The 19944-nt window shown below is 72.8% G+C and carries 18 protein-coding genes and 1 other RNA gene; 13 read left to right on the top strand and 6 right to left on the bottom strand.

The features are described 5' to 3' along the window. Positions 1 to 144 precede the first annotated feature (144 nt). Positions 145 to 1059 (top strand): hypothetical protein, encoded by a 915-nt coding sequence (locus E4U91_RS13760; protein WP_137307128.1) that lies wholly within the window; start codon positions 145 to 147, stop codon positions 1057 to 1059. A 109-nt stretch (positions 1060 to 1168) separates the two neighbouring features. Here E4U91_RS13760 and E4U91_RS13755 read toward each other — a convergent pair whose 3' ends face one another. Beyond that, positions 1169 to 1360, bottom strand: a complete 192-nt coding sequence (locus tag E4U91_RS13755) for a hypothetical protein (RefSeq protein ID WP_137307127.1) — start codon at positions 1358 to 1360, stop codon at positions 1169 to 1171. A 249-nt stretch (positions 1361 to 1609) separates the two neighbouring features. Between E4U91_RS13755 and ftsE the strand changes: the two genes are divergently transcribed. The 5 genes from ftsE to ssrA all read left to right on the top strand — a co-directional run bounded on the left by ftsE (position 1610) and on the right by ssrA (position 5581). Then, a complete protein-coding gene (gene ftsE, locus E4U91_RS13750; protein ID WP_137307126.1) occupies positions 1610 to 2299 on the top strand; it encodes a cell division ATP-binding protein FtsE in 690 nt (229 codons plus the stop codon). Positions 2300 to 2349: 50 nt separating this feature from the next. Next, a complete protein-coding gene (gene ftsX / locus E4U91_RS13745) occupies positions 2350 to 3267 on the top strand; it encodes a permease-like cell division protein FtsX (protein ID WP_137301462.1) in 918 nt (305 codons plus the stop codon). 68 nt (positions 3268 to 3335) lie between these two features. Continuing rightward, positions 3336 to 4505 carry a S41 family peptidase gene (locus E4U91_RS13740; protein ID WP_137307125.1) on the top strand — a complete coding sequence of 390 codons (1170 nt, stop codon included), beginning with the start codon at positions 3336 to 3338 and terminating at the stop codon, positions 4503 to 4505. A gap of 92 nt (positions 4506 to 4597) precedes the next feature. Next, positions 4598 to 5077: an SsrA-binding protein SmpB gene (gene smpB / locus E4U91_RS13735; RefSeq protein ID WP_137307124.1), complete on the top strand. Its 480-nt coding sequence runs from the start codon at positions 4598 to 4600 to the stop codon at positions 5075 to 5077. A gap of 99 nt (positions 5078 to 5176) precedes the next feature. Further along, positions 5177 to 5581: a transfer-messenger RNA gene (ssrA, locus tag E4U91_RS13730) on the top strand. Positions 5582 to 5637: 56 nt separating this feature from the next. On the opposite strand, the gene E4U91_RS13725 is transcribed toward ssrA, so the two are convergent. Next, positions 5638 to 6936, bottom strand: a complete 1299-nt coding sequence (locus E4U91_RS13725; RefSeq protein ID WP_241678579.1) for an MFS transporter — start codon at positions 6934 to 6936, stop codon at positions 5638 to 5640. Between the two features lie 83 nt (positions 6937 to 7019). Between E4U91_RS13725 and E4U91_RS13720 the strand changes: the two genes are divergently transcribed. Next, positions 7020 to 7994: a LysR family transcriptional regulator gene (locus E4U91_RS13720; RefSeq protein ID WP_137307123.1), complete on the top strand. Its 975-nt coding sequence runs from the start codon at positions 7020 to 7022 to the stop codon at positions 7992 to 7994. A 47-nt stretch (positions 7995 to 8041) separates the two neighbouring features. On the opposite strand, the gene E4U91_RS13715 is transcribed toward E4U91_RS13720, so the two are convergent. The 4 genes from E4U91_RS13715 to E4U91_RS13700 form a co-directional block, all read right to left on the bottom strand. Further along, positions 8042 to 8428, bottom strand: a complete 387-nt coding sequence (locus E4U91_RS13715; protein WP_137307122.1) for a hypothetical protein — start codon at positions 8426 to 8428, stop codon at positions 8042 to 8044. Positions 8429 to 8842: 414 nt separating this feature from the next. Then, positions 8843 to 9994: a uroporphyrinogen-III synthase gene (locus E4U91_RS13710; RefSeq protein WP_137310807.1), complete on the bottom strand. Its 1152-nt coding sequence runs from the start codon at positions 9992 to 9994 to the stop codon at positions 8843 to 8845. Between the two features lie 156 nt (positions 9995 to 10150). Beyond that, positions 10151 to 11545 carry a nitrate/nitrite transporter gene (locus E4U91_RS13705; protein WP_137307121.1) on the bottom strand — a complete coding sequence of 465 codons (1395 nt, stop codon included), beginning with the start codon at positions 11543 to 11545 and terminating at the stop codon, positions 10151 to 10153. 255 nt (positions 11546 to 11800) lie between these two features. Next, a complete protein-coding gene (locus tag E4U91_RS13700) occupies positions 11801 to 12367 on the bottom strand; it encodes an anthrone oxygenase family protein (RefSeq protein ID WP_137307120.1) in 567 nt (188 codons plus the stop codon). A 199-nt stretch (positions 12368 to 12566) separates the two neighbouring features. Here E4U91_RS13700 and E4U91_RS13695 point away from each other — a divergent pair, with 199 nt between their 5' ends. The 6 genes from E4U91_RS13695 to E4U91_RS13670 all read left to right on the top strand — a co-directional run bounded on the left by E4U91_RS13695 (position 12567) and on the right by E4U91_RS13670 (position 19817). After that, entirely contained in the window at positions 12567 to 13175 is a 609-nt protein-coding gene (locus E4U91_RS13695) for a CGNR zinc finger domain-containing protein (RefSeq protein WP_137307119.1), read from the top strand. Positions 13176 to 13528: 353 nt separating this feature from the next. Then, the gene (locus E4U91_RS13690) at positions 13529 to 14050 is read left to right on the top strand and encodes a sigma-70 family RNA polymerase sigma factor (protein ID WP_019056398.1); all 522 of its coding nucleotides are present in this window, start codon (positions 13529 to 13531) and stop codon (positions 14048 to 14050) included. After that, positions 14050 to 14880 (top strand): anti-sigma factor family protein, encoded by an 831-nt coding sequence (locus E4U91_RS13685; protein WP_137307117.1) that lies wholly within the window; start codon positions 14050 to 14052, stop codon positions 14878 to 14880. Before E4U91_RS13690 ends, E4U91_RS13685 begins: the two co-directional genes overlap by 1 nt. A 64-nt stretch (positions 14881 to 14944) precedes the next feature. Continuing rightward, a complete protein-coding gene (locus tag E4U91_RS13680) occupies positions 14945 to 17341 on the top strand; it encodes a HelD family protein (protein ID WP_137307116.1) in 2397 nt (798 codons plus the stop codon). A gap of 399 nt (positions 17342 to 17740) precedes the next feature. After that, positions 17741 to 19156 carry an NAD-dependent malic enzyme gene (locus E4U91_RS13675; RefSeq protein WP_137307115.1) on the top strand — a complete coding sequence of 472 codons (1416 nt, stop codon included), beginning with the start codon at positions 17741 to 17743 and terminating at the stop codon, positions 19154 to 19156. A 379-nt stretch (positions 19157 to 19535) separates the two neighbouring features. Continuing rightward, complete coding sequence (locus E4U91_RS13670; RefSeq protein ID WP_004000874.1) at positions 19536 to 19817, top strand: HU family DNA-binding protein; 282 nt, start codon at positions 19536 to 19538, stop codon at positions 19815 to 19817. Positions 19818 to 19944 lie beyond the last annotated feature (127 nt).

Raw genomic sequence — 19944 nt, 5'->3', positions numbered from 1 at the left:
GTGAAAACTCGTAAGGGTGAAGCGTGGCATGCGTATCTTTGGGGCGCATGTGAACCGGGGGGCTTCGCATCATCTCGCTACCTCCGTCGATCACGGCCCCGAGCGCGGCCTCTTCGACGATCAGCTACTGGGGGTAGCAGCCTTATGACCAACAAGACGCGCGTCCGCATCGCGCGCATCGCCGCGGGCGCCGTGATCGCCGCGGGCGCCTCGCTGACGGTCGCGGGCGTGGCGCAGGCCAACGGTTCCGACGGCCTCGTCTCGACGGGCGACACCACCGACGTCACCACGCAGACGCAGGACGACCCGTGCCCGATCGGGGTCTGCACCGACGCGTCGACGACGACCACGACGTCCATCGGCGGCGACGACTCCAGCTCGACCACGACGTCCGGCGGTGACGACTCCAGCTCGACCACGACCTCGGGCGGCGACGACTCCAGCTCCACCACGACGTCCGGTGGCGACGACTCCAGCTCCACCACGACCTCGGGCGGGGACGACTCCTCCAGCTCGACCACGACGTCCGGCGGGAACGACTCCTCCAGCTCGACCACGACGTCCGGCGGTTCCTCCGACAACGGCGGGAACGGCAACGGCGGCTCGAACGGCAACGGCAACTCGGGCGGTAACGCGAACTCGGGTGGCAACGGCAACGCGGGCGGCAACAGCACTTCGGGTGGCAACACCTCGGGCGGCAACTCCAACTCGGGCGGCGCCGGCACCTCGGGCAGCAGCGCGAACTCGGGTGGCAACGGCACCTCGGGTGGCGACTCCTCCACCTCCGGTGGCGCCGCCAGCGGCTCGACCGGCTCGACCGGTTCCGGCACCACCCCCGACGGCACCTCCGCCCAGGAGGCCGGGAGCTCCGCGCTGACCGACACCTCGGACGCCACGGCCGCCGACGCCACCGCCCAGGGCGGTGGCAAGGAGCTCGCCGAGACCGGTGCCGGGGAGACCACCTTCCTGGTCATCGGCGCCGCGACGATGATCGCCGGCGGCGTCGGCTTCCGCATCCTCCCGCGCCTGGTCGCGGGCCGCGGCGGAGCCGCTGCCTGACGGTAGCCACGGCCGCACGGACCGTGCGGGCGTGACAGGACGTGACAGGAAGTGACAGGAAGAGGCCCGGAGCGCTAGCTCCGGGCCTCTTGCCGTCTGTGGGGTCGGGCTACGCGGTCTGGTGGGCCAGCAGCGCCAGCGCCGCCACCAGCACCGCCAGCAGCGCGATCAGGGCCGCCGGATTCAGGCCCGCCAGAAAGCTCTCCTGTTGCAACCGCTCGCGGTTCGCGCGGCACACGGGGCACCGGCCCTCGCTCACGGGCGCCGCGCAGTTCGCGCACACCAGCCGGTCGTACGTCATGCGCCTCGCCCTCCTCGCACCCGGTTTCTGCTCGGTACAACGCTCACGGAAACGCGAACGTTCCCCTCCCACTGTGCCAGGTTCCCGCTCGACGCGCTCTGGGGTGCCGGACGAAGGCGGCGGCCCCTTTCCCCGCGGGGCGCCGTACAAAACCGCACAAGCACGCCCCAACCCCGTACGGCGCCTGCGCTCGCGCACCCGGTTCGCGTATGGTCACGCTCATCTACCCCCGGCGACCCGTGGTGCACCGTGATCCGATTCGACAACGTCTCCAAGGTCTACCCCAAGCAGACCCGACCCGCGCTCAGGGATGTCTCCCTCGAGGTGGAGAAGGGCGAGTTCGTGTTCCTCGTGGGGTCCTCGGGCTCCGGCAAGTCCACCTTCCTGCGGCTGGTCCTCCGCGAGGAGCGGTGCAGCCACGGCCAGGTGCACGTCCTGGGCAAGGACCTCGCGCGCCTCTCCAACTGGAAGGTGCCGCAGATGCGCCGCCAGCTGGGGACCGTGTTCCAGGACTTCCGCCTGCTGCCGAACAAGACGGTCGCGGAGAACGTGGCCTTCGCGCAGGAGGTGATCGGCAAGTCCCGGGGCGAGATCCGCAAGTCCGTGCCGCAGGTGCTCGACCTGGTCGGGCTCGGCGGCAAGGAGGACCGGATGCCGGGCGAGCTGTCCGGCGGTGAGCAGCAGCGCGTGGCCATCGCGCGGGCCTTCGTCAACCGGCCGAAGCTGCTGATCGCCGACGAGCCCACCGGCAACCTCGACCCGCAGACCTCGGTCGGCATCATGAAGCTGCTGGACCGGATCAACCGGACCGGCACCACCGTGGTGATGGCCACGCACGACCAGAACATCGTGGACCAGATGCGCAAGCGCGTCATCGAGCTGGAGCAGGGCCGCCTCGTCCGCGACCAGGCGCGCGGCGTCTACGGCTACCAGCACTGAGACCGCCCGGCTCCTCGCACGCGTTCCACGGAAAGGTTTGACCCGCCGCCATGCGCGCCCAGTTCGTTCTGTCCGAGATCGGTGTCGGACTCCGCCGCAACCTCACGATGACCTTCGCCGTCATCGTCTCCGTCGCCCTGTCGCTCGCGCTGTTCGGCGGGTCGCTCCTGATGAGCGACCAGGTCAACACCATGAAGGGCTACTGGTACGACAAGGTCAACGTCTCGGTCTTCCTCTGCAACAAGAGCGACGCCGAGTCCGACCCCAACTGCGCCAAGGGCGCGGTCACCGAGGACCAGAAGAAGGAGATCCTCACCGACCTCAAGAAGATGGCCGTGGTCGACACGGTCACCTACGAGTCGCAGGACGAGGCGTACAAGCACTACAAGCAGCAGTTCGGCGACTCCCCGCTGGCCAGTTCGCTCACCCCGGACCAGATGCAGGAGTCGTACCGGATCAAGCTGAAGGACCCGGAGAAGTACCAGGTCATCGCGACCGCCTTCGACGGGCGGGACGGCGTGCAGTCGGTGCAGGACCAGAAGGGCATCCTGGACAACCTCTTCGGGCTGCTCAACGGCATGAACTGGGCCGCGCGGATGGTGATGGCGCTGATGCTGGTCGTCGCGCTGATGCTGATCGTCAACACCGTGCGCGTCTCGGCGTTCAGCCGGCGGCGCGAGACGGGGATCATGCGCCTGGTCGGCGCCTCGGGCTTCTACATCCAGGCGCCGTTCATCGCGGAGGCGGCGGTCGCCGGGCTCATCGGCGGCGGGGTCGCCTGCGGATTCCTGGTGGTCGCGCGGTACTTCATCATCGACCACGGCCTCGCGCTGTCGCAGAAGCTGAACCTCATCAACTTCATCGGCTGGGACGCCGTGTTGACGAAGCTTCCGCTGATCCTCGCGACGAGTCTGCTGATGCCCGCGTTGGCCGCGTTCTTCGCGTTGCGCAAGTACCTGAAGGTGTGACGCACACCAAAAGGGACTGCACGGACAAGACGCCGTTCGGCCCCGCGCGTTCGCCTAGACTCACCGCCATGTCAGGTCGTGACCTGTTCTGTCAGCCCCGCCGCTTCGGCCGCGGGGCCGCCCTGACCTTGGTGTTCGCCAGTGTGCTGGTCGCCGGCGCCGCCACCGGGTCGCTGCCCGGTGACGCCGACGGGCCGCAGGCGGCGGGGAGTTCGCGGCCGGCCGCCGCGCCGGACAGCCGCCACGACGCGGTCGCCCGGGCCGCCGCCGAGGCCATGGCCGAGGGCAAGTCCCCCACGGAGGCCGCCGAGCGGGCCGTCAGCCGCAGCGGGGACCGCTGGGGCGCCGTCTACTCCCCGGGCGAGTACGAGGAGTTCGAGGACGCCCTCGACGGCCGCTACACCGGCGTCGGCCTGTGGGCGCGGCGCGAGCGGGACGGCCGCATCGAGGTCACCAAGGTGCAGGGCGGTTCGCCGGCGGCCGCCGCGGGGATCCGCACGGGCGACCGGCTGCGCAGCATCGACGGGCGGGCCGTGGACGGGCTGCCGGTCACCGAGGTCGTCTCCCTGCTGCGCGGCGACGCGACGAGCGAGGCGGCCGGTACGACGGTCACCCTCGGTCTGGAGCGCGGTACGCGCGCGTGGCGCGAGACGCTGCGCCGGGCCCGCCTGTCGACCGACTCGGTCACCGTGCAGCGGCTCGCCGGGGGCGTCACCGTGATCAGGATCGCCGCGTTCACCAAGGGCGTCGGCGACACCGTGCGCACCGCGGTGCACCGGGCCCCGGCCGGCGAGGGGATCGTGCTGGACCTGCGCGGCAACCCCGGCGGCCTGGTCACCGAGGCCGTGACCAGTGCGTCCGCGTTCCTCGACGGCGGCCTGGTCGCCACCTACGACGTGGACGGCGAGCAGCGCGCCCTGCACGCCGAGGGCGGCGGGGACACCGCCCGGCCGCTGGTGGCGGTCGTGGACGGCGGCACGATGAGTGCCGCCGAGCTGCTGACCGGCGCCCTGAAGGACCGGGGCCGGGCGGTCGTGGTGGGGTCGCGCACCTTCGGCAAGGGCTCGGTGCAGATGCCGAGCCGGCTGCCCGACGGCTCGGTCGCCGAGCTGACCGTCGGCCACTACCGGACCCCCTCGGGGCGGACGGTCGACGGCCGGGGCATCGCCCCGGACCTGGAGGCCGACCGCGACGCCCTGCGCAGGGCCGAGACGGTCCTCGGCGGCCTGGGCGAGTAGCCCCCGCCGGGCCGCTCCGCCGGGCCGCGCGCCCACCTGGTGGTTAATGGCTTCCCGTCCGCCCCCCGCGTAGTGCGAAAATGGTCGGCACTATGGCTAAGGAAAAAGGGCGCAAGCTGATCGCCCAGAACAAGAAGGCGCGGCACGACTACCTCGTCATCGACACCTACGAGGCCGGCCTGGTGCTCATGGGGACCGAGGTGAAGTCGCTGCGCCAGGGGCGGGCCTCGCTCGTGGACGGCTTCGTGCAGCTCGACGGGCACGAGGCGTGGCTGTACAACGTGCACGTGCCGGAGTACAGCCAGGGCACCTGGACCAACCACAGCGCGCGCCGCAAGCGCAAGCTGCTGCTGCACCGCGAGGAGATCGACAAGCTGGAGTCCAAGGTGCAGGAGACGGGCCACACCATCGTGCCCCTGGCGCTGTACTTCAAGGACGGCCGGGCCAAGGTGGAGATCGCGCTGGCCAAGGGCAAGAAGGAGTACGACAAGCGCCAGACCCTGCGGGAGAAGCAGGACCGCCGCGAGGCCGACCGCGCGATGTCGGCCGTCCGCCGCAAGCAGCGCGCGTAGGCTGCCCGCCTCGGGGGAATACGGTGGCATCGACGGACGTTGGTCACGTACGATGGCACCTGCACCTCACAGCGGGTGCGCGGATTGAAAAATCAACATGGGGATGATCGGTTTCGACAGCGGCTGTCGAAGCAGGGGAAGCGTGTCGAGGAAGCGGCCATGATCTCGTAAACCACAGGCCGAAAAAAATAATCGCCACTATCAAGAGCGATTCTCCCAAGGCGGAGCAGTTCGCCCTCGCTGCCTGATCAGGTAGCGAGCGAACTGCCCCCTTACTCAAGGGAGTGTCAGCCCGGGGCTGTTCCCGACCCGGTTCCTGGCATCAGCTAGGGAACTAAACCTCGATCCCGGTCACGGGGTGAAGAGGGAAATCCAACAGTGACTGAGCCCGTCGGAGACTTGTCCGCATGATCTCCGGGGCTGAGAAAAGCGCAGCGGACTGCACACGGAGAAGCCCTGATTCCGCACCGTTGGACGCGGGTTCGATTCCCGCCATCTCCACTCCCCATGAGAAGGCCCGGTGGCACCCGCCACCGGGCCTTCGTCGTGTCCCCGGCGATTCAGGCGGCGCGCCGCACGGCCCGCGCCGAGCCGATCACGAACGCCACCCCCGCGGCCGCCACCGGCACCACGAATCCCGTGGTCGGCGCGGCGTGTTCGACGATCCAGCCGCCGCTCGCCGAGCCGCACGCGATCCCCGCGAGCAGCGCGGTGACCATCAGGCTCAGCCCCTCGTTCAGCCGCCCCGCGGGCACCCGGCCCTGGAGCACGGTCATCGCGGTGACCATCGTCGGCGCGGTCGCCATGCCCGCCACCAGCAGCGCGAGCGCCAGCAGCGGCAGCGAGCCCGCGGTACGGGCGCTCAGCCAGGGCAGGCCCATCAGCACCGTCATCGCCAGCAGGCACCACGGCAGGCGCCGCTCGGCCGGGCCGGCCGGCTTCAGCGCGCCGTACAGCAGGCCGGCCGCGCACGAACCGGCCGCCTGGAGCATCAGCACCACCCCGGCCGCGCCCCGGTGGCCGAGCGCGTCGGCGTAGGCGACGGTGACGACCTCCATGGAGCCGAACACCGCGCCCGTCGCCAGGAACCCCACCAGCAGCGGCGGCACCCCCGCGGCCCGCAGCGGCGGGGCCGACGCGCGGTCCGCCGGGCGCGGCGGCGGCTCGGTCGCCCGCTGCGCCGCGAACAGCAGGATGCCCACCAGCAGCAGTGACGCCGCCACCAGCAGCCCCGCCTCCGGGGCGACCGCCGTGCACAGGAAGGCCGCGAGCACCGGGCCCAGCATGTAGCACAGCTCGTCCACGGCCTGCTCGAAGGAGTTCGCCGTGTGCAGGGCGGCCGCGTCCCCGTCCAGCAGGTGCGCCCAGCGGGCCCGGGCCATGCCCCCGGTGTTCGGCGTGGTCGCGGTCGTGGCGTACGCGGCGAACAGGGTCCAGTCCGGCGCCCCGTAGTGCACGCACAGCACCAGCGCCAGGCTGCCGAGCACCACGCACAGCGTGGCCGGCACCGCGACCCGGGCCTGTCCGTGTCGGTCGACGAGCCGCGCGACCCACGGCCCGGCCAGCGCGGACGCCGCCAGCCCGGTCGCGCCGACGGCCCCGGCCAGGGCGTACGAGCCGCGGGTGCCGGCGATCATCACGATGGTGCTCATCCCGAACATGCCCGCGGGCAGCCGGGCGATCAGGTTGCCCGCGACGAAGGCGCGGGCGCCCGGCCGGGCGAGCAGCCGCCGGTAGGGGCCCGGCGGACGGGTCGCGCGGGGGCGGAAGTCGACGGTGACCAGGGTGTCGGCGGTGAGGGTGGGGAAGGGGCGGGACGGTGTGCGGGCCGGCTGGTCCCGCCGCATCGACTGTGGCATGTCCCCAGGCTCGGGCCGGGGTGATCACCGGGTCCAACACCTCTCTCGCACCGATTGACACACCCGCGTTGTAAATTCGCGGGATGTCCGGGACACCCGCCCACCTCGACCCCCGTCTGCTGCGCGCCTTCCTCGCCGTCGCCGAGGAGCTGCACTTCACCCGCGCCGCGGCCCGCCTGTACATCGCCCAGCAGGCCCTCAGCCGCGATGTACGGCGGCTGGAGCGGGAGTTGGGCGCGGACCTGTTCCTGCGGACCACCCGCCAGGTCACGCTGACGCCGGACGGCGAGCGGCTGGTGCCGTACGCGCGCCGGGCGCTGGCGGCGCAGGACGACCTGCTCGCGGCGTTCCGGCAGGCCCGCCCGCTGCTGGTGGACCTCAACTCGCCGGGCCTGGTCACCGGCCGCGCGGTGCTGCACCTGGCCCGCGAACTCGCCCCGGAGCTGGAGCTGATGGCCCGCTTCGAGAGCGGGCTGACCTGGGCCGCGGCCGAGATCGCGGCCGGCCGGCTCGACGCGTCGTTCGGCCGTTACGCGGGCCTGGACCCGGCGCTGCGGGCCGCGCTGGACCACCAGCCCGTGCGCCACGAGCCGATGGCCGTCCTGCTGCCCGACCACCACCGGCTGGCCGCGCTGGAGGAGGTGCCGCTGGACGCGCTCGCCGGGGACCGGGTGTACGCGGGCGCCGGGAACCCGCGCACCCGGGAGTGGACGGACCTCGCCCACCGGCTGTTCGAGGGCCGCGGCATCGAGGTGGCGCCGCCCGCGCCGCTCGCCATCGGTGACGAGGAGTTCCGCCGCATCATCGAGAAGTCCGGCGACCCGGTCCTCGTGGTGGTGGGGTTCCCGGCCCTGCCCGGCACCGTGCTCAGGCCGCTCGTCGACCCGGTGCCGCTGTCCCCGGTCTCGCTGGTCTGGCGCAAGGGGCTGGTCCACCCTGGCCTCGACGCACTGCGGCGGGCGGCGGCGCGGCTCACGGCCGAGAGGTCATGGCTGCGGGTACCCGCCACGGGATGGATCCCGGCCATGGACAGGGACCTGGCTCCCGTCCGCACGTGACGCACCGCGCGGCGCACCGGCCGCCGCGCCCGTGGCGCGCGCCGCCCTCATGCCCGCCTCGCCGCGCGGATCACCGCCGACACGGCGGCCGTGGCGGCGAGGCTGCCCAGCATGACCAGGGTGACGCCCACCATGAACAGGCCGCTGGCGTCGTCGGACCAGTCCCCGTAGGCGGCGAGGGTCAGTCCGACGGTCGTGCCGGTGACGGCCGCGGCCACGTGGTGCCGGGACGCGGCCCAGTACACGGGCACCAGCAGGCTCAGCACGAGCCCCCCGACCTGCCACGCCTCGTACGGCCCGGTGGTCGACCCGTCGGGCTGCACGTCCCGCTGCTGGTCCCACCCCAGCCAGGCGGCCCACAACGCGAACGACACCCCGGCGAGGACCAGGGCCGGGAACAGCCGGGGCACGGGTCTCAGAAGTCCTTGGCTCATGCGGCCAGACTCCCGCGGGCCCGGTCCGGGGAACAGGGCGCGGATACTCAGACCGACCCGAGTACGTCGGCCCCCGCCCGGGCGCGCCCGGCCCTTGCGCTCGGGCGCGCCCGGTCCTTGCGCTCGGGCGCGCCCGGTCCTTGCGCTCGGGCGCTCCGAGCCCCCGGGTTCCGGCGTGCCGCGGCCCCACATCCGGGCGCGCCGACCCCCTGGGCCCCAGCGTGCCGCGCCCCCACACCCCGGCGCGCCGCGCCCCCCGCCCGGGCGCGCCCGGTCCTTGCGCTCGAGCGCGCCGAGCCCCAGGGCCCCGGCGTGCCACGCCCACGCCCCAGCGCACCGCGCCCCCAGGTCCCGGCATGCCGCGCCCCCCACGCCCCAGCGCACCACGCCCCCACGCCCCGGCGCGCCGAGTCCTCACGCCCCCGCGTACTTCGCGTCCGTGGCCGGGTCCAGGGCCAGGCGGTAGCCGCGTTTGACCACCGTCTGGATCAGCTTCGGGGAGCCCAGGGCCGTGCGCAGGCGGGCCATCGCCGTCTCCACGGCGTGTTCGTCGCGGCCCGCGCCGGGCAGGGCGCGCAGCAGGTCGGCGCGCGGGACGACCCAGCCGGGGCGGCGGGACAGGGCCCGCAGCAGGGACATGCCGGCCGGGGGGACCGGCTTGAGCTCGCCGTCGAGGAGGACCGCGTGGCCGCGGATCTCCATGTGGTGGCCGGCCACCGGCAACGCGCGGGCCCGGGAGGGGAGTTCCTGGCAGAGCAGCTGCACCAGCGGGCCGAGGCGGAAGCGGTCCGGCTGCACGGTGTCCACGCCGCGCGCCTGGAGCGGCAGTGCGGTGACCGGTCCCACGCAGGCGGGCACCACGTCGTGGTGGAACGCGGCCAGCAGACCGGTCAGCAGGCCCCGTTCCTCCGCCCGGGACAGCAGGGAGGCCGCCGCGGGTGCGCTGGTGAAGGTGACCGCGTCCAGGCCGCGCGCCACCGTGGCGTCCAGCAGCCGGTCCAGCGGCGCGATGTCCTCCGGCGGCATCCACCGGTACACGGGCACGCCCACCACCTCGGCGCCGCCCTCCCGCAGCGCCTCCACGAACCCGGGCAGCGGCTCCCCGTGCAGCTGGACGGCGATGCGGCGGCCGTCGACGCCCTCCTCCAGGAGCCGGTCGAGCACCTCCGCCAGCGACTCGCTGGACGGCGACCACTCCTCGGTCAGCCCGGCGGCCCGTACCGCGCCCTTGACCTTGGGCCCGCGGGCCAGCAGTTCGACCGCGCGCAGCCGGGCCAGCAGGGACTCGCCGAGCCCCCAGCCGTCGGCGGCCTCGATCCAGCCGCGGAAGCCGATGGCGGTCGTGGCCACGACCACGTCCGGCGCCCGGTCGATGAGCTGCTGGGTCGCCGCGAGCAGCTCCCCGTCGTCGGCGAGCGGCACGATCCGCAGGGCGGGGGCGTGCAGGACGGCCGCGCCGCGCCGCTGGAGCAGGGCCCCCAGTTCGTCGGCCCGGCGCGCGGCCGTCACGCCCACGGTGAAGCCGGCCAGGGGCCCGTGGTCCGGTCGCTGCTGTTCCTCGTACATGGCGTCGTCCCGCATTCCAGTGGTCGTCGTGCCGCGGACACCAGGAGGATGCCGCAGTGCCGCAGTGCCCGCATGCCGATCGAGCCTGTCAACGGCGCGTGACAGGCTCGGTTCGGCTCGATGTCGCCGGTGTTACGTCACACCCCGGCCGGCGGGTCACACCTCCGCGTAGCTGAGCTGCGGCTCCTCCTCGGCTGCGGTCGTCGCCGCACGCGTCGCGGCGGACGGCTTGCGAAGGTATACGGCCCAGGTGACGGCGAAGCAGGCGGCGTAGAAGGCGAGGAAGGCGACGAACGCGCCGGTGCCGGAGCCGTAGGAGAGGAAGGACTGGCGGAAGGCGAGGTTGATGCCGACGCCGCCGAGCGCGCCGACCGCGCCGATCAGGCCCATGGACGCGCCGGACAGCCGCCGCCCGTACGCCGCGGCCGCCTCGCCCGTCAGGCCCCGGGCGAGGGCCTTGGTGTGGAAGATGCCGGGGATCATCTTGAACGTCGACCCGTTGCCGAGCCCGCTGAGCACGAACAGCACCACGAAGACCGGCACGAACAGCCCCAGCGACTTCTGCTGGCTGGCGTACACCAGGACGGCGGTCGCGGCGCCCATGCCGACGTAGGTGTACAGGCTGATGCGGGCCCCGCCCCAGCGGTCGGCGAGCCGGCCGCCGACCGGGCGGATCAGGGAGCCGAGCAGCGGGCCGATGAAGGTGAGGTACGCGGCCTGCAGCGGCGTACGCCCGAACTGGTTGGTGAGCACCTGCCCGAAGGCGAAGCTGTAGCCGATGAACGACCCGAACGTCCCCACGTACAGGAACGCCATGATCCAGGTGTGCCCGTCGCGCGCCGCGTTCTTGGCGGCGCCGGTGTCGTTCCTGACCTTCTCCAGGTTGTCCATGAAGCGGAAGGCGAGCAGCGCGGCGAGGAGGATCAGCGGGATGTAGATGCCGAGCAGCACGCGCGGACCGCCGCCCGCGCCGATGATGGCGAGGGCGATCAGCTGGATGACGGGGACGCCGATGTTGCCGCCGCCGGCGTTCAGGCCGAGCGCCCAGCCCTTCTTGCGCAGCGGGAAGTAGGCGTTGATGTTGGTCATGGAGGAGGCGAAGTTGCCGCCGCCGACCCCGGCCAGCAGGCCGACCAGCAGGAACGTCGAGAAGGACGTCCCCGGTTCCATCACCGCGAAGGCCGCGACGGTGGGCACCAGCAGCAGACCGGCGGAGATGACCGTCCAGTTCCGCCCGCCGAAGACCGCGACGGCGAAGGTGTACGGCACCCGTACGACGGCCCCGACGAGCGTGACCATCGACGTCAGCAGGAACTTGTCGGCGGGGGTCAGCCCGTACTCCGGCCCCATGAAGAGCACCAGCACCGACCACAGGGTCCAGATGGAGAACCCGATGTGCTCGGACAGGACGGAGAAGAACAGGTTGCGGCGGGCGATCCGCTCGCCGGTGGTGTTCCAGAAGACCTCGTCCTCCGGATCCCAGTGCTCGATCCAACGCCCGCCCCTGCGCGGGCCGGAGGGAGGTGCGGGGGCTGTGCTCGGGGCTGTCATGACGCCTCCACGGTGCTGCGGGACTCAGGTGGTGCGGGGGGATGAGCGCTCCTGGGCCCCGAAGGTAGGCACCCCGCGTTTCGCCCCTGTGCCCACGGGTGACCGCGAGGGAACGTTGCTCTCACTCGGGCGGGGGGCGGGGTGAGAGGAGTCGGGGGCGGGGGGAGGGGTGCCGGGGGCGGGGGGAGTCGGGTCCCGGGAGGGGCGGGGCGAGGGCTGCCGGGCGAGGTGAGGGCCCGGCACCGGGGCCGCCCGTCACCGCCGCCCCACCACCCACAACCCCCGCCCCAGGCACCCCACCGCCACCGTCGACACCACCGTCCGCACCGCGTTCCACGCCACCCAGGGGTCCTCGAACCGCTCCCGCAGGGTGTGCGGGGCGCCGGGGCGGGTCAGGGCGTCGTTCAGGGGGACGTTGCAGGCGACCGTCACCAGGAAGGCGAGCGCGCAGGCCAGGAAGCCCGCCCAGATCCAGCCGCGTCCCTCGGTGCCGCGCAGGCGCCACGCCGACACGCCCGTCAGCAGGGGCGCCCCGAAGAACGCCGTGAAGAACACCGGGTTCTGGATCACGTCGTTGACCGCGCGCATCACCTCCACGTACGTCCGGTCGTCGCCGCGGGCGAGCGCGGGCATCACCGCGCAGGCGAAGGCGTAGTAGGTGCCGGCCACCAGGCCCGCGGCCACGGTGCCGGCGAGCAGGACGCCCCCGGCCGCGGTGCCCGTCCGCGTCCCGGACGTGCCTCCGGTCCTCGTCGTGGCCGTGCCACGGGCCCTCGGCGTGGGTGTCGTCGTGTGCGTCGGTGTGCTCGTCTCCTCGCTCATGTCCTCAAGCCAACTCCCGCCCCGGCCCTCGGCCCATCGCCCGGACGCGCGCCCGCATACGCGCGCGTCCACCTCCACGCCGCGCGGAGCCCACCCCGCGCCGCCCGGGGACTTCCGGCCGTACTCCCGGGCGGGCACTGTGAGAGGGGGGAACGACGACAGCGGGGGGATCTGCTCCTACCTAGGCGGTGACAGGCACATGGCACCGGGTACGGCCACGGCCCCGCACGAGCAGCGGTTCGACGCGGGGCGCCTCTGTCTCGATCTGCTGGCGACCGCGCACCCCCTCGAACGGCTGCACTCCCTTCCCCCGTTGTGCGCCTGGATCACCGCCTCGGGACTCGTCCCGCAGGGCACCCTCCTGCCCTCGGCGGACCTGTCGTGGGTGACGGCGTTCCGGGAACTGCGCGGATGCGTCCGGCAGTTGGTCCACGCCTGCCTGGCCCCGGACCACGGCGCCCCCGCGGCCCCCGCCCTGTCCCCGGCCCTGGCCCGCCTCAACGACCTCGCCCGCGCCGCCACCCCGGCCCCCCGTGCCGTACGCGGTGAAGACGGCACCCTCGTACGGCGGTTGGACGCGGCGCCGGACTGTGCCGCCCTGCTCGCCGTGGTCGCGCGGGACGCGGTCGAGCTGCTCACCGACCCGGTCGCGCGGGCCGCGCTGCGGCAGTGCGCGGGGGACAACTGCCCGCTGGTGTACGTCGACACGTCCCGCGGCCGCCGCAGACGCTGGTGCTCCAGCGAGGTCTGTGGGAACCGCGAGCGGGTCGCCCGGCACCGCCGGCGCACCGCCGTCACGCGCGGCTGACAAGCGGAGGCGGAGCGTCCGACACGTCGGGCATGCCGCTGATCGGCCGCTTCGTCCCCGCCGGGCCGCGGAGTGATCTCGCTTACACCCCGTTTGCCCCCGGCACGTCACGGTCAGCCCGCCCGATCTTGTCGGTGTGGCGGATCTGTAAAGGATCCGGTGGGGGAATGTGCGTTCATGTCCCCCTCGTCATGACACCCCGAAGAAATCTGTCGCTCAGGTTTGAACACCCCGCAGCTCACATCCGTACCGGTGGGGGAGCGACCGACTGGGGGAACCCCCGGACACCGGAGGTGGGCGTGCGCAAGGATGCGGCCGTGGCCAATGAACGTGGATCGAGGGCCCGACATCGCATGTCCCAGTCCTCGGAACCTGACGAGGAGCTGATGCGCGCCCTCTACCGGGAGCACGCCGGCCCCCTCCTTGCGTATGTCCTGCGACTGGTCGCCGGAGACCGGCAGCGCGCCGAGGACGTCGTGCAGGAAACGCTCATCCGTGCCTGGAAGAACGCCGGTCAGCTCAATCGGGCGACCGGATCGGTACGCCCCTGGCTGGTGACGGTCGCGCGCCGCATCGTCATCGACGGCCACCGCAGCCGGCAGGCCCGGCCGCAGGAGGTCGACCCGTCGCCGCTGGAGGTCATCCCCGCGGAGGACGAGATCGACAAGGCGCTGTGGTTGATGACCCTGTCGGACGCGCTGGACGACCTGACCCCGGCCCACCGGGAGGTGCTCGTCGAGACCTATTTCAAGGGGCGTACGGTCAACGAGGCGGCCGAAACCCTGGGCATACCCAGCGGCACCGTCCGCTCCCGGGTGTTCTACGCCCTGCGGTCGATGAAGCTGGCACTGGAGGAGCGGGGGGTGACGGCGTGATGAGCATGTACGGGGGATACGGCACAGGTGGTTCGGGTATGTCTGGTCCCATGCAGGGATCGATGCACGGATCTCCGAGTCCGAGCGAGCACGAGACCGTCGGCGCGTACGCCCTCGGGATCCTCGACGACGCCGAAGCAACCGCTTTCGAGGCCCACCTCGCCGGCTGCGAGTGGTGCGCCCAGCAGCTCGACGAGCTGGCCGGGATGGAGCCCATGCTCGCCGCGCTCGCGGACCTGCCCGGTTCCGGCACGCCCGCGATCGGTGAGTCCCTGTCCGCCCGGCCCAGCCCACGGCTGGCGGAACGGCTGGTCGACGAGGTGGCCGAGCGGCGCGCCCAGAAGCGTCGGCGCTCCTTCTACATGGTCGCGGCCGCGGCGGCGCTGATCATCGGCGGTCCGCTCACCGCGGTCGCGGTGACCGGCGGCGACGACGGCGGCGGCGGGACGCCCGTGGCGAGCGCCAGCAACCCCGCGCGGTCGGTGTTCCACACGATCGGCGACAAGCTCACCGCCACCGACGCGGGCACCAAGGTCACCGGCACCGTGGCGCTCCAGGACAAGGCGTGGGGCACCGAGACCGTCGTCGAACTGAAGAACGTCACCGGGCCGCAGAAGTGCTCCCTCATCGCCGTCGGCAAGAACGGCGAGCGCGAGACCGCCTCGTCCTGGTCGGTGCCCGAGTGGGGGTACGGCATCCCCAACGCCAAGACCGACCAGGCCAAGCAGCCGCTGTACGTCCAGGGCGGCGTGTCGATGCCGGTGAACGACATCGACCACTTCGAGGTCATGACCTTCGACGGCAAGAAGCTCCTCCAGATCGACGCGTAGCTTCCGCGCACCGGCCCCCTTCGCGTACGGTTGACGGCTGCCCAGCACGTCAGAAGGGGGCCCGGTGGCCGCTCAGGCTCAGCAGGACAACGCGGTCGACTCGGTCCGGGGCGAGCACGACTCCGTGCGCGACCGAGAGATCAGCGGGGAACAGGAACACCTGGACCGGGTGTACCGGCGGCTCGCGGAGAAGATCCACGAGGCCGAGTTCCTCATGAACGACGCGGCGCAGCGCGGCCAGGTCGGCACGCCCGGCGCGCTCGCCGAGCGGGACGCCCAGGTCTTCCGCGCCGGCATCCACCTCAACCGGCTCAACAACGAGTTCGAGGACTTCCTCTTCGGCCGGATCGACCTGCTGCCGGGCAGGGACGGCAAGAAGGGTCCCGACGGCGCCTACACGGCCGTCGAGCCGGCCGAGGGCGCGGTACGGTCCGACGGCACCGCCGACATCGCCGAGACCCTGCACATCGGCCGGATCGGCGTCCTCGACCAGGACTACGCCCCGCTGGTCATCGACTGGCGGGCCCCGGCCGCCGCGCCGTTCTACCGGTCCACGCCCGTGGACCCCGGCCGGGTCGTGCGCCGCCGGGTCATCCGCTCCAAGGGCCGCCGCGTCCTCGGTGTCGAGGACGACCTCATGCGGCCCGAGCTGACCGCCTTCCTCGACGGCCGGGAGCTGCCCGTCATCGGTGACGGCGCCCTGATGGCCGCCCTCGGTCAGGCCCGCGGCCACACCATGCGCGACATCGTGGCCTCCATCCAGGCCGAGCAGGACCTGGTCATCCGTGCCCCCGCCGCGTCCGTGACGTACGTCGAGGGCGGCCCCGGCACCGGCAAGACGGCCGTGGCGCTGCACCGCGCCGCCTACCTGCTCTACCAGGACCGGCGCCGGTACGCGGGCGGCATCCTGATCGTGTCGCCGACGCCGCTGCTGGTCGCCTACACCGAGGGCGTCCTGCCCTCCCTCGGCGAGGAGGGCCAGGTCGCGATCCGCGCGATCGGCTCGCTGGCCGTGGACGCCGTGGGCGCCGAGGCCACGCTGTACGACTCGCCCGCGGTGGCCCGCGCCAAGGGCTCGTCGCGGATGCTCAAGGTGCTGCGCAGGGCGGCCCGGGGAGCGCTGGAGCTGGGCCGCGGCGCCGGCGCGCCCACCGGGCAGCTCACCCTCGACGGCGACGACGGGAGCGGGGCGACCGGCACGCCGGGCGCCGCCGGTCCGCCCACCAGGCTGCGGGTCGTCGCCTTCGGGCGGCGCCTCGAACTGGACGCCGCCGCCCTGGACCGCGTCCGCCGCACGGCCCTCGGCGGCACCGCCCCGGTCAACCTGCTGCGCCCGCGCGCCCGCAAGCTGCTGCTCGACGCGCTGTGGGAGCAGTCGGGGGCCGCCGGCCGGCAGTCCGACCCGGAGCTGGCCGCCGAGCTGCGCTCCTCCTTCGACGACGACATCACCTCCGAGGACTCCTTCACGGAGTTCCTCGACGCCTGGTGGCCGGAACTGACCCCCAGGGGCGTGCTGGCCGCCATGGCCGACGAGCGCCGCCTGGGCCGCTGGGCGCGCCGGGTCCTCAACCCCGGCGAGGTCCGCAAGGTCGCCCGGTCGCTCAAGCGGGACGGGTACTCCGTGCACGACATCGCCCTGCTCGACGAGCTCCAGGCGGTCCTCGGCGTCCCGGCGCGCCCGCGCCGGAAGCGTGAACTGGACCCGCTGGACCAGCTCACCGGCCTGGAGGAGCTGATGCCGGTGCGCGAGGAGTCGCAGCGCGAGCGGGCCGAGCGGCTGGCCCAGGAGCGCACCGAGTACGCCCACGTGATCGTCGACGAGGCGCAGGACCTCACGCCGATGCAGTGGCGCATGGTCGGCCGCCGCGGCCGGCACGCCACCTGGACAGTCGTCGGCGACCCGGCGCAGTCGTCCTGGTCCGACCCGGACGAGGCGGCCGCGGCCCGCGACGAGGCCCTGGGCACCCGGCCCCGGCGCCGCTTCCGGCTGACGGTGAACTACCGCAACCCGGCCGAGATCGCCGAGCTGGCCGCGAAGGTGCTGGCCCTGGCCATGCCGGGCGCCGAGTCGCCGTCGGCGGTCCGCTCGACGGGCGTGGTGCCGCGGTTCGCGGTCGTGCGGGAGGCGCTGGGCGAGACCGTGCGGGCGGAGGCCGAGCGGCTGCTGGAGCGGGTCGAGGGCACAGTCGGCGTGGTCGTCGCCATGAACCGGCGCGAGGAGGCCCGGCGCTGGCTCGCCGGGCTCGGCGACCGGGTGGTGGCGCTCGGCAGCCTGGAGGCCAAGGGCCTGGAGTACGACGCGACCGTGGTCGTCTCGCCCGCGGAGATCGCGGACGAGTCCCCGGCGGGCCTGCGCGTGCTGTACGTCGCGCTGACCCGGGCCACCCAGCAGCTCACGGTCGTCTCGGGGGACCGGGACGAACCGGACGCACAGGGTGTTCCGGACCTGCTGAGGGACTGACGCCGGTAGCCCGTCCGGACTGTTTCCGGTGAACCTCCCGGACGGGAATGGGTGTGCGCCATCCGTTTGTTAGCCTGGGTGTGGCACCGGCCCGATCCAAGCCCCCGGGCCCAACCTTCGTCGCTACGAGCGACCACTTGCCGCGAGGCGAGCATGGCGGGTCGGTGCCACTTGACCGTCGAGAGACCCACGTCCTTCGTGACGTGGGTCTCTTTCTTTTGGCCGATCGGGTCTCGTATCCTCTCGCATGGTGGAATACGGTTTCCATTCCGACCGGCCGTGCACCGCGCCCCGTGAACAAAACGTCCGCAATCCGGGGCGGCTACCACGTACCCAGGGGTAGGTGCGACGATCGGACGGCACAACTTCGCGACACGGTGAAAGCAGAGGAAGTCGGCCATGGCAACGGCGCCCAGCGTCTCCTACTCGATGACGATCCGGCTGGAGGTGCCCGCGAGCGGCACCGCCGTCTCTCAGCTCACCAACGCCGTGGAGTCCTCCGGGGGCTCGGTGACCGGCCTCGACGTGACCGCGTCCGAGCACGAGAAGCTCCGCATCGACGTCACCATCGCGGCCACCTCGACCGGCCACGCCGACGAGATCGTCGAGAAGCTGCGCGGCATCGAGGGCGTCACCCTGGGCAAGGTCTCGGACCGTACGTTCCTGATGCACCTCGGCGGCAAGATCGAGATGCAGTCCAAGCACCCCATCCGCAACCGTGACGACCTGTCCATGGTCTACACGCCCGGTGTGGCCCGCGTCTGCATGGCGATCGCCGAGAACCCCGAGGACGCCCGCCGGCTGACCATCAAGCGCAACTCCGTTGCGGTCGTGACCGACGGCTCCGCCGTGCTGGGCCTGGGCAACATCGGCCCCAAGGCCGCGCTGCCCGTGATGGAGGGCAAGGCCGCCCTGTTCAAGCGGTTCGCCGGCATCGACGCCTGGCCGCTGTGCCTGGACACCCAGGACACCGACGCGATCGTGGAGATCGTCAAGGCGATCGCCCCCGGCTTCGCGGGCATCAACCTCGAGGACATCTCCGCGCCCCGCTGCTTCGAGATCGAGGCCCGGCTGCGCGAGGCCCTCGACATCCCCGTCTTCCACGACGACCAGCACGGCACGGCGATCGTCGTCCTCGCCGCCCTGACCAACGCGCTGCGCGTGGTCGGCAAGGGCATGGGGGACGTGCGGGTCGTCATGTCCGGCGCGGGCGCGGCCGGCACCGCCATCCTGAAGCTGCTGCTCGCCGCGGGCGTGAAGAACGCCGTCGTCGCCGACATCCATGGCGTCGTGCACACCGGCCGCGCGGACCTGGTGGACGCCCCGGCCGACTCGGCGCTGCGCTGGATCGCCGACAACACCAACCCGGAGAACCTCACCGGCACCCTCAAGGAGGCCGTGCGCGGCGCCGACGTCTTCATCGGCGTCTCCGCCCCGAACGTCCTGGACGGCGACGACGTGGCCGCCATGGCCGACGGCGCGATCGTCTTCGCGCTCGCGAACCCCGACCCCGAGGTGGACCCGGCGGTCGCCCGCCAGACGGCGGCCGTGGTGGCCACCGGCCGCTCCGACTTCCCGAACCAGATCAACAACGTGCTGGTCTTCCCGGGCGTCTTCCGCGGCCTGCTGGACGCGCAGTCCCGCACCGTCAACACCGAGATGATGCTCGCGGCCGCGAAGGCCCTGGCCGACGTGGTGACCGAGGACGAGCTGAACCCGAACTACATCGTCCCCAGCGTCTTCAACGACAAGGTCGCGGGCGCGGTCGCCGGCGCGGTGCGCGACGCGGCGAAGGCGGCGGGCGCGACGGCGTAGGCGCCCGGCGCGGGGGTATGGCCCGCGCGCCCCGGGCCGCCCGGTGCCACCTGCCCCTCCGCACCACGGCCGCGGGGGCGTACGGTACATACGGGACGCGGAGGATCTGGGCAGGTGTGAGCACCGCCACGGTCCCCCGCACCGGCGCGTCGTGGAACCACCTGGGCTCGGACGCCCTCTAGGGTGGCGGCCGGGCCGGCGCCCTTCGTGTGACTCCCCAGGGTGTTCTCACGACTCCTACGGGTGCCGGATTGGCTTTACCGCCGCAGGTGGGGGCAGGATGCGTCCCTGGGCGCGAGCGCATCGGCATCGCAGTGCCTCGTGTGCGGCTCCGCCGCGTGGCACGCCCCAACGGCAAGAAAGACACGGGAGTAACAACATGAACCGCAGTGAGCTGGTGGCCGCGCTGGCCGACCGCGCCGAGGTGACCCGCAAGGACGCCGACGCCGTCCTGGCCGCGTTCGCCGAGGTCGTCGGCGACATCGTCTCCAAGGGCGACGAGAAGGTCACCATCCCCGGCTTCCTGACCTTCGAGCGCACCCACCGTGCCGCTCGCACCGCGCGCAACCCGCAGACCGGCGACCCGATCCAGATCCCGGCCGGCTACAGCGTGAAGGTCTCCGCGGGCTCGAAGCTGAAGGAAGCCGCGAAGGGCAAGTGAGCCGCGCCCCCCTCAGGGGGGTGTCGCACGGCACGCCGATGGGGCGGTCACCCGAGTCCGGGTGCCGCCCCTTCGCCGTGCGCCCGTCCCCGCGCGAGGGCGCCGACCCGCCGGGCGGGCGCCCTCG

The organism is Streptomyces lasalocidi, from assembly GCF_005280215.1.
Lineage (GTDB): Bacteria > Actinomycetota > Actinomycetes > Streptomycetales > Streptomycetaceae > Streptomyces > Streptomyces longwoodensis.
The sequence above is the reverse complement of the archived record's forward strand: the minus strand, read 5'-3'. Positions and strand labels throughout refer to the sequence as shown.

Excerpts from the sequence above, each read along its gene's own strand:
- E4U91_RS13755 (WP_137307127.1), bottom strand. The coding sequence starts at position 1,360 with ATGACGTACGACCGGCTGGTGTGCGCGAACTGCGCGGCGCCCGTGAGC.
- ftsX (WP_137301462.1), top strand. The coding sequence starts at position 2,350 with ATGCGCGCCCAGTTCGTTCTGTCCGAGATCGGTGTCGGACTCCGCCGC.
- E4U91_RS13685 (WP_137307117.1), top strand. The coding sequence starts at position 14,050 with ATGAGCATGTACGGGGGATACGGCACAGGTGGTTCGGGTATGTCTGGT.
- E4U91_RS13690 (WP_019056398.1), top strand. The coding sequence starts at position 13,529 with ATGTCCCAGTCCTCGGAACCTGACGAGGAGCTGATGCGCGCCCTCTAC.
- E4U91_RS13695 (WP_137307119.1), top strand. The coding sequence starts at position 12,567 with ATGGCACCGGGTACGGCCACGGCCCCGCACGAGCAGCGGTTCGACGCG.
- E4U91_RS13710 (WP_137310807.1), bottom strand. The coding sequence starts at position 9,994 with ATGTACGAGGAACAGCAGCGACCGGACCACGGGCCCCTGGCCGGCTTC.
- E4U91_RS13760 (WP_137307128.1), top strand. The coding sequence starts at position 145 with ATGACCAACAAGACGCGCGTCCGCATCGCGCGCATCGCCGCGGGCGCC.
- E4U91_RS13740 (WP_137307125.1), top strand. The coding sequence starts at position 3,336 with ATGTCAGGTCGTGACCTGTTCTGTCAGCCCCGCCGCTTCGGCCGCGGG.
- E4U91_RS13725 (WP_241678579.1), bottom strand. The coding sequence starts at position 6,936 with ATGCCACAGTCGATGCGGCGGGACCAGCCGGCCCGCACACCGTCCCGC.
- E4U91_RS13720 (WP_137307123.1), top strand. The coding sequence starts at position 7,020 with ATGTCCGGGACACCCGCCCACCTCGACCCCCGTCTGCTGCGCGCCTTC.
- E4U91_RS13675 (WP_137307115.1), top strand. The coding sequence starts at position 17,741 with ATGGCAACGGCGCCCAGCGTCTCCTACTCGATGACGATCCGGCTGGAG.
- E4U91_RS13700 (WP_137307120.1), bottom strand. The coding sequence starts at position 12,367 with ATGAGCGAGGAGACGAGCACACCGACGCACACGACGACACCCACGCCG.
- E4U91_RS13715 (WP_137307122.1), bottom strand. The coding sequence starts at position 8,428 with ATGAGCCAAGGACTTCTGAGACCCGTGCCCCGGCTGTTCCCGGCCCTG.
- E4U91_RS13705 (WP_137307121.1), bottom strand. The coding sequence starts at position 11,545 with ATGACAGCCCCGAGCACAGCCCCCGCACCTCCCTCCGGCCCGCGCAGG.
- smpB (WP_137307124.1), top strand. The coding sequence starts at position 4,598 with ATGGCTAAGGAAAAAGGGCGCAAGCTGATCGCCCAGAACAAGAAGGCG.
- E4U91_RS13670 (WP_004000874.1), top strand. The coding sequence starts at position 19,536 with ATGAACCGCAGTGAGCTGGTGGCCGCGCTGGCCGACCGCGCCGAGGTG.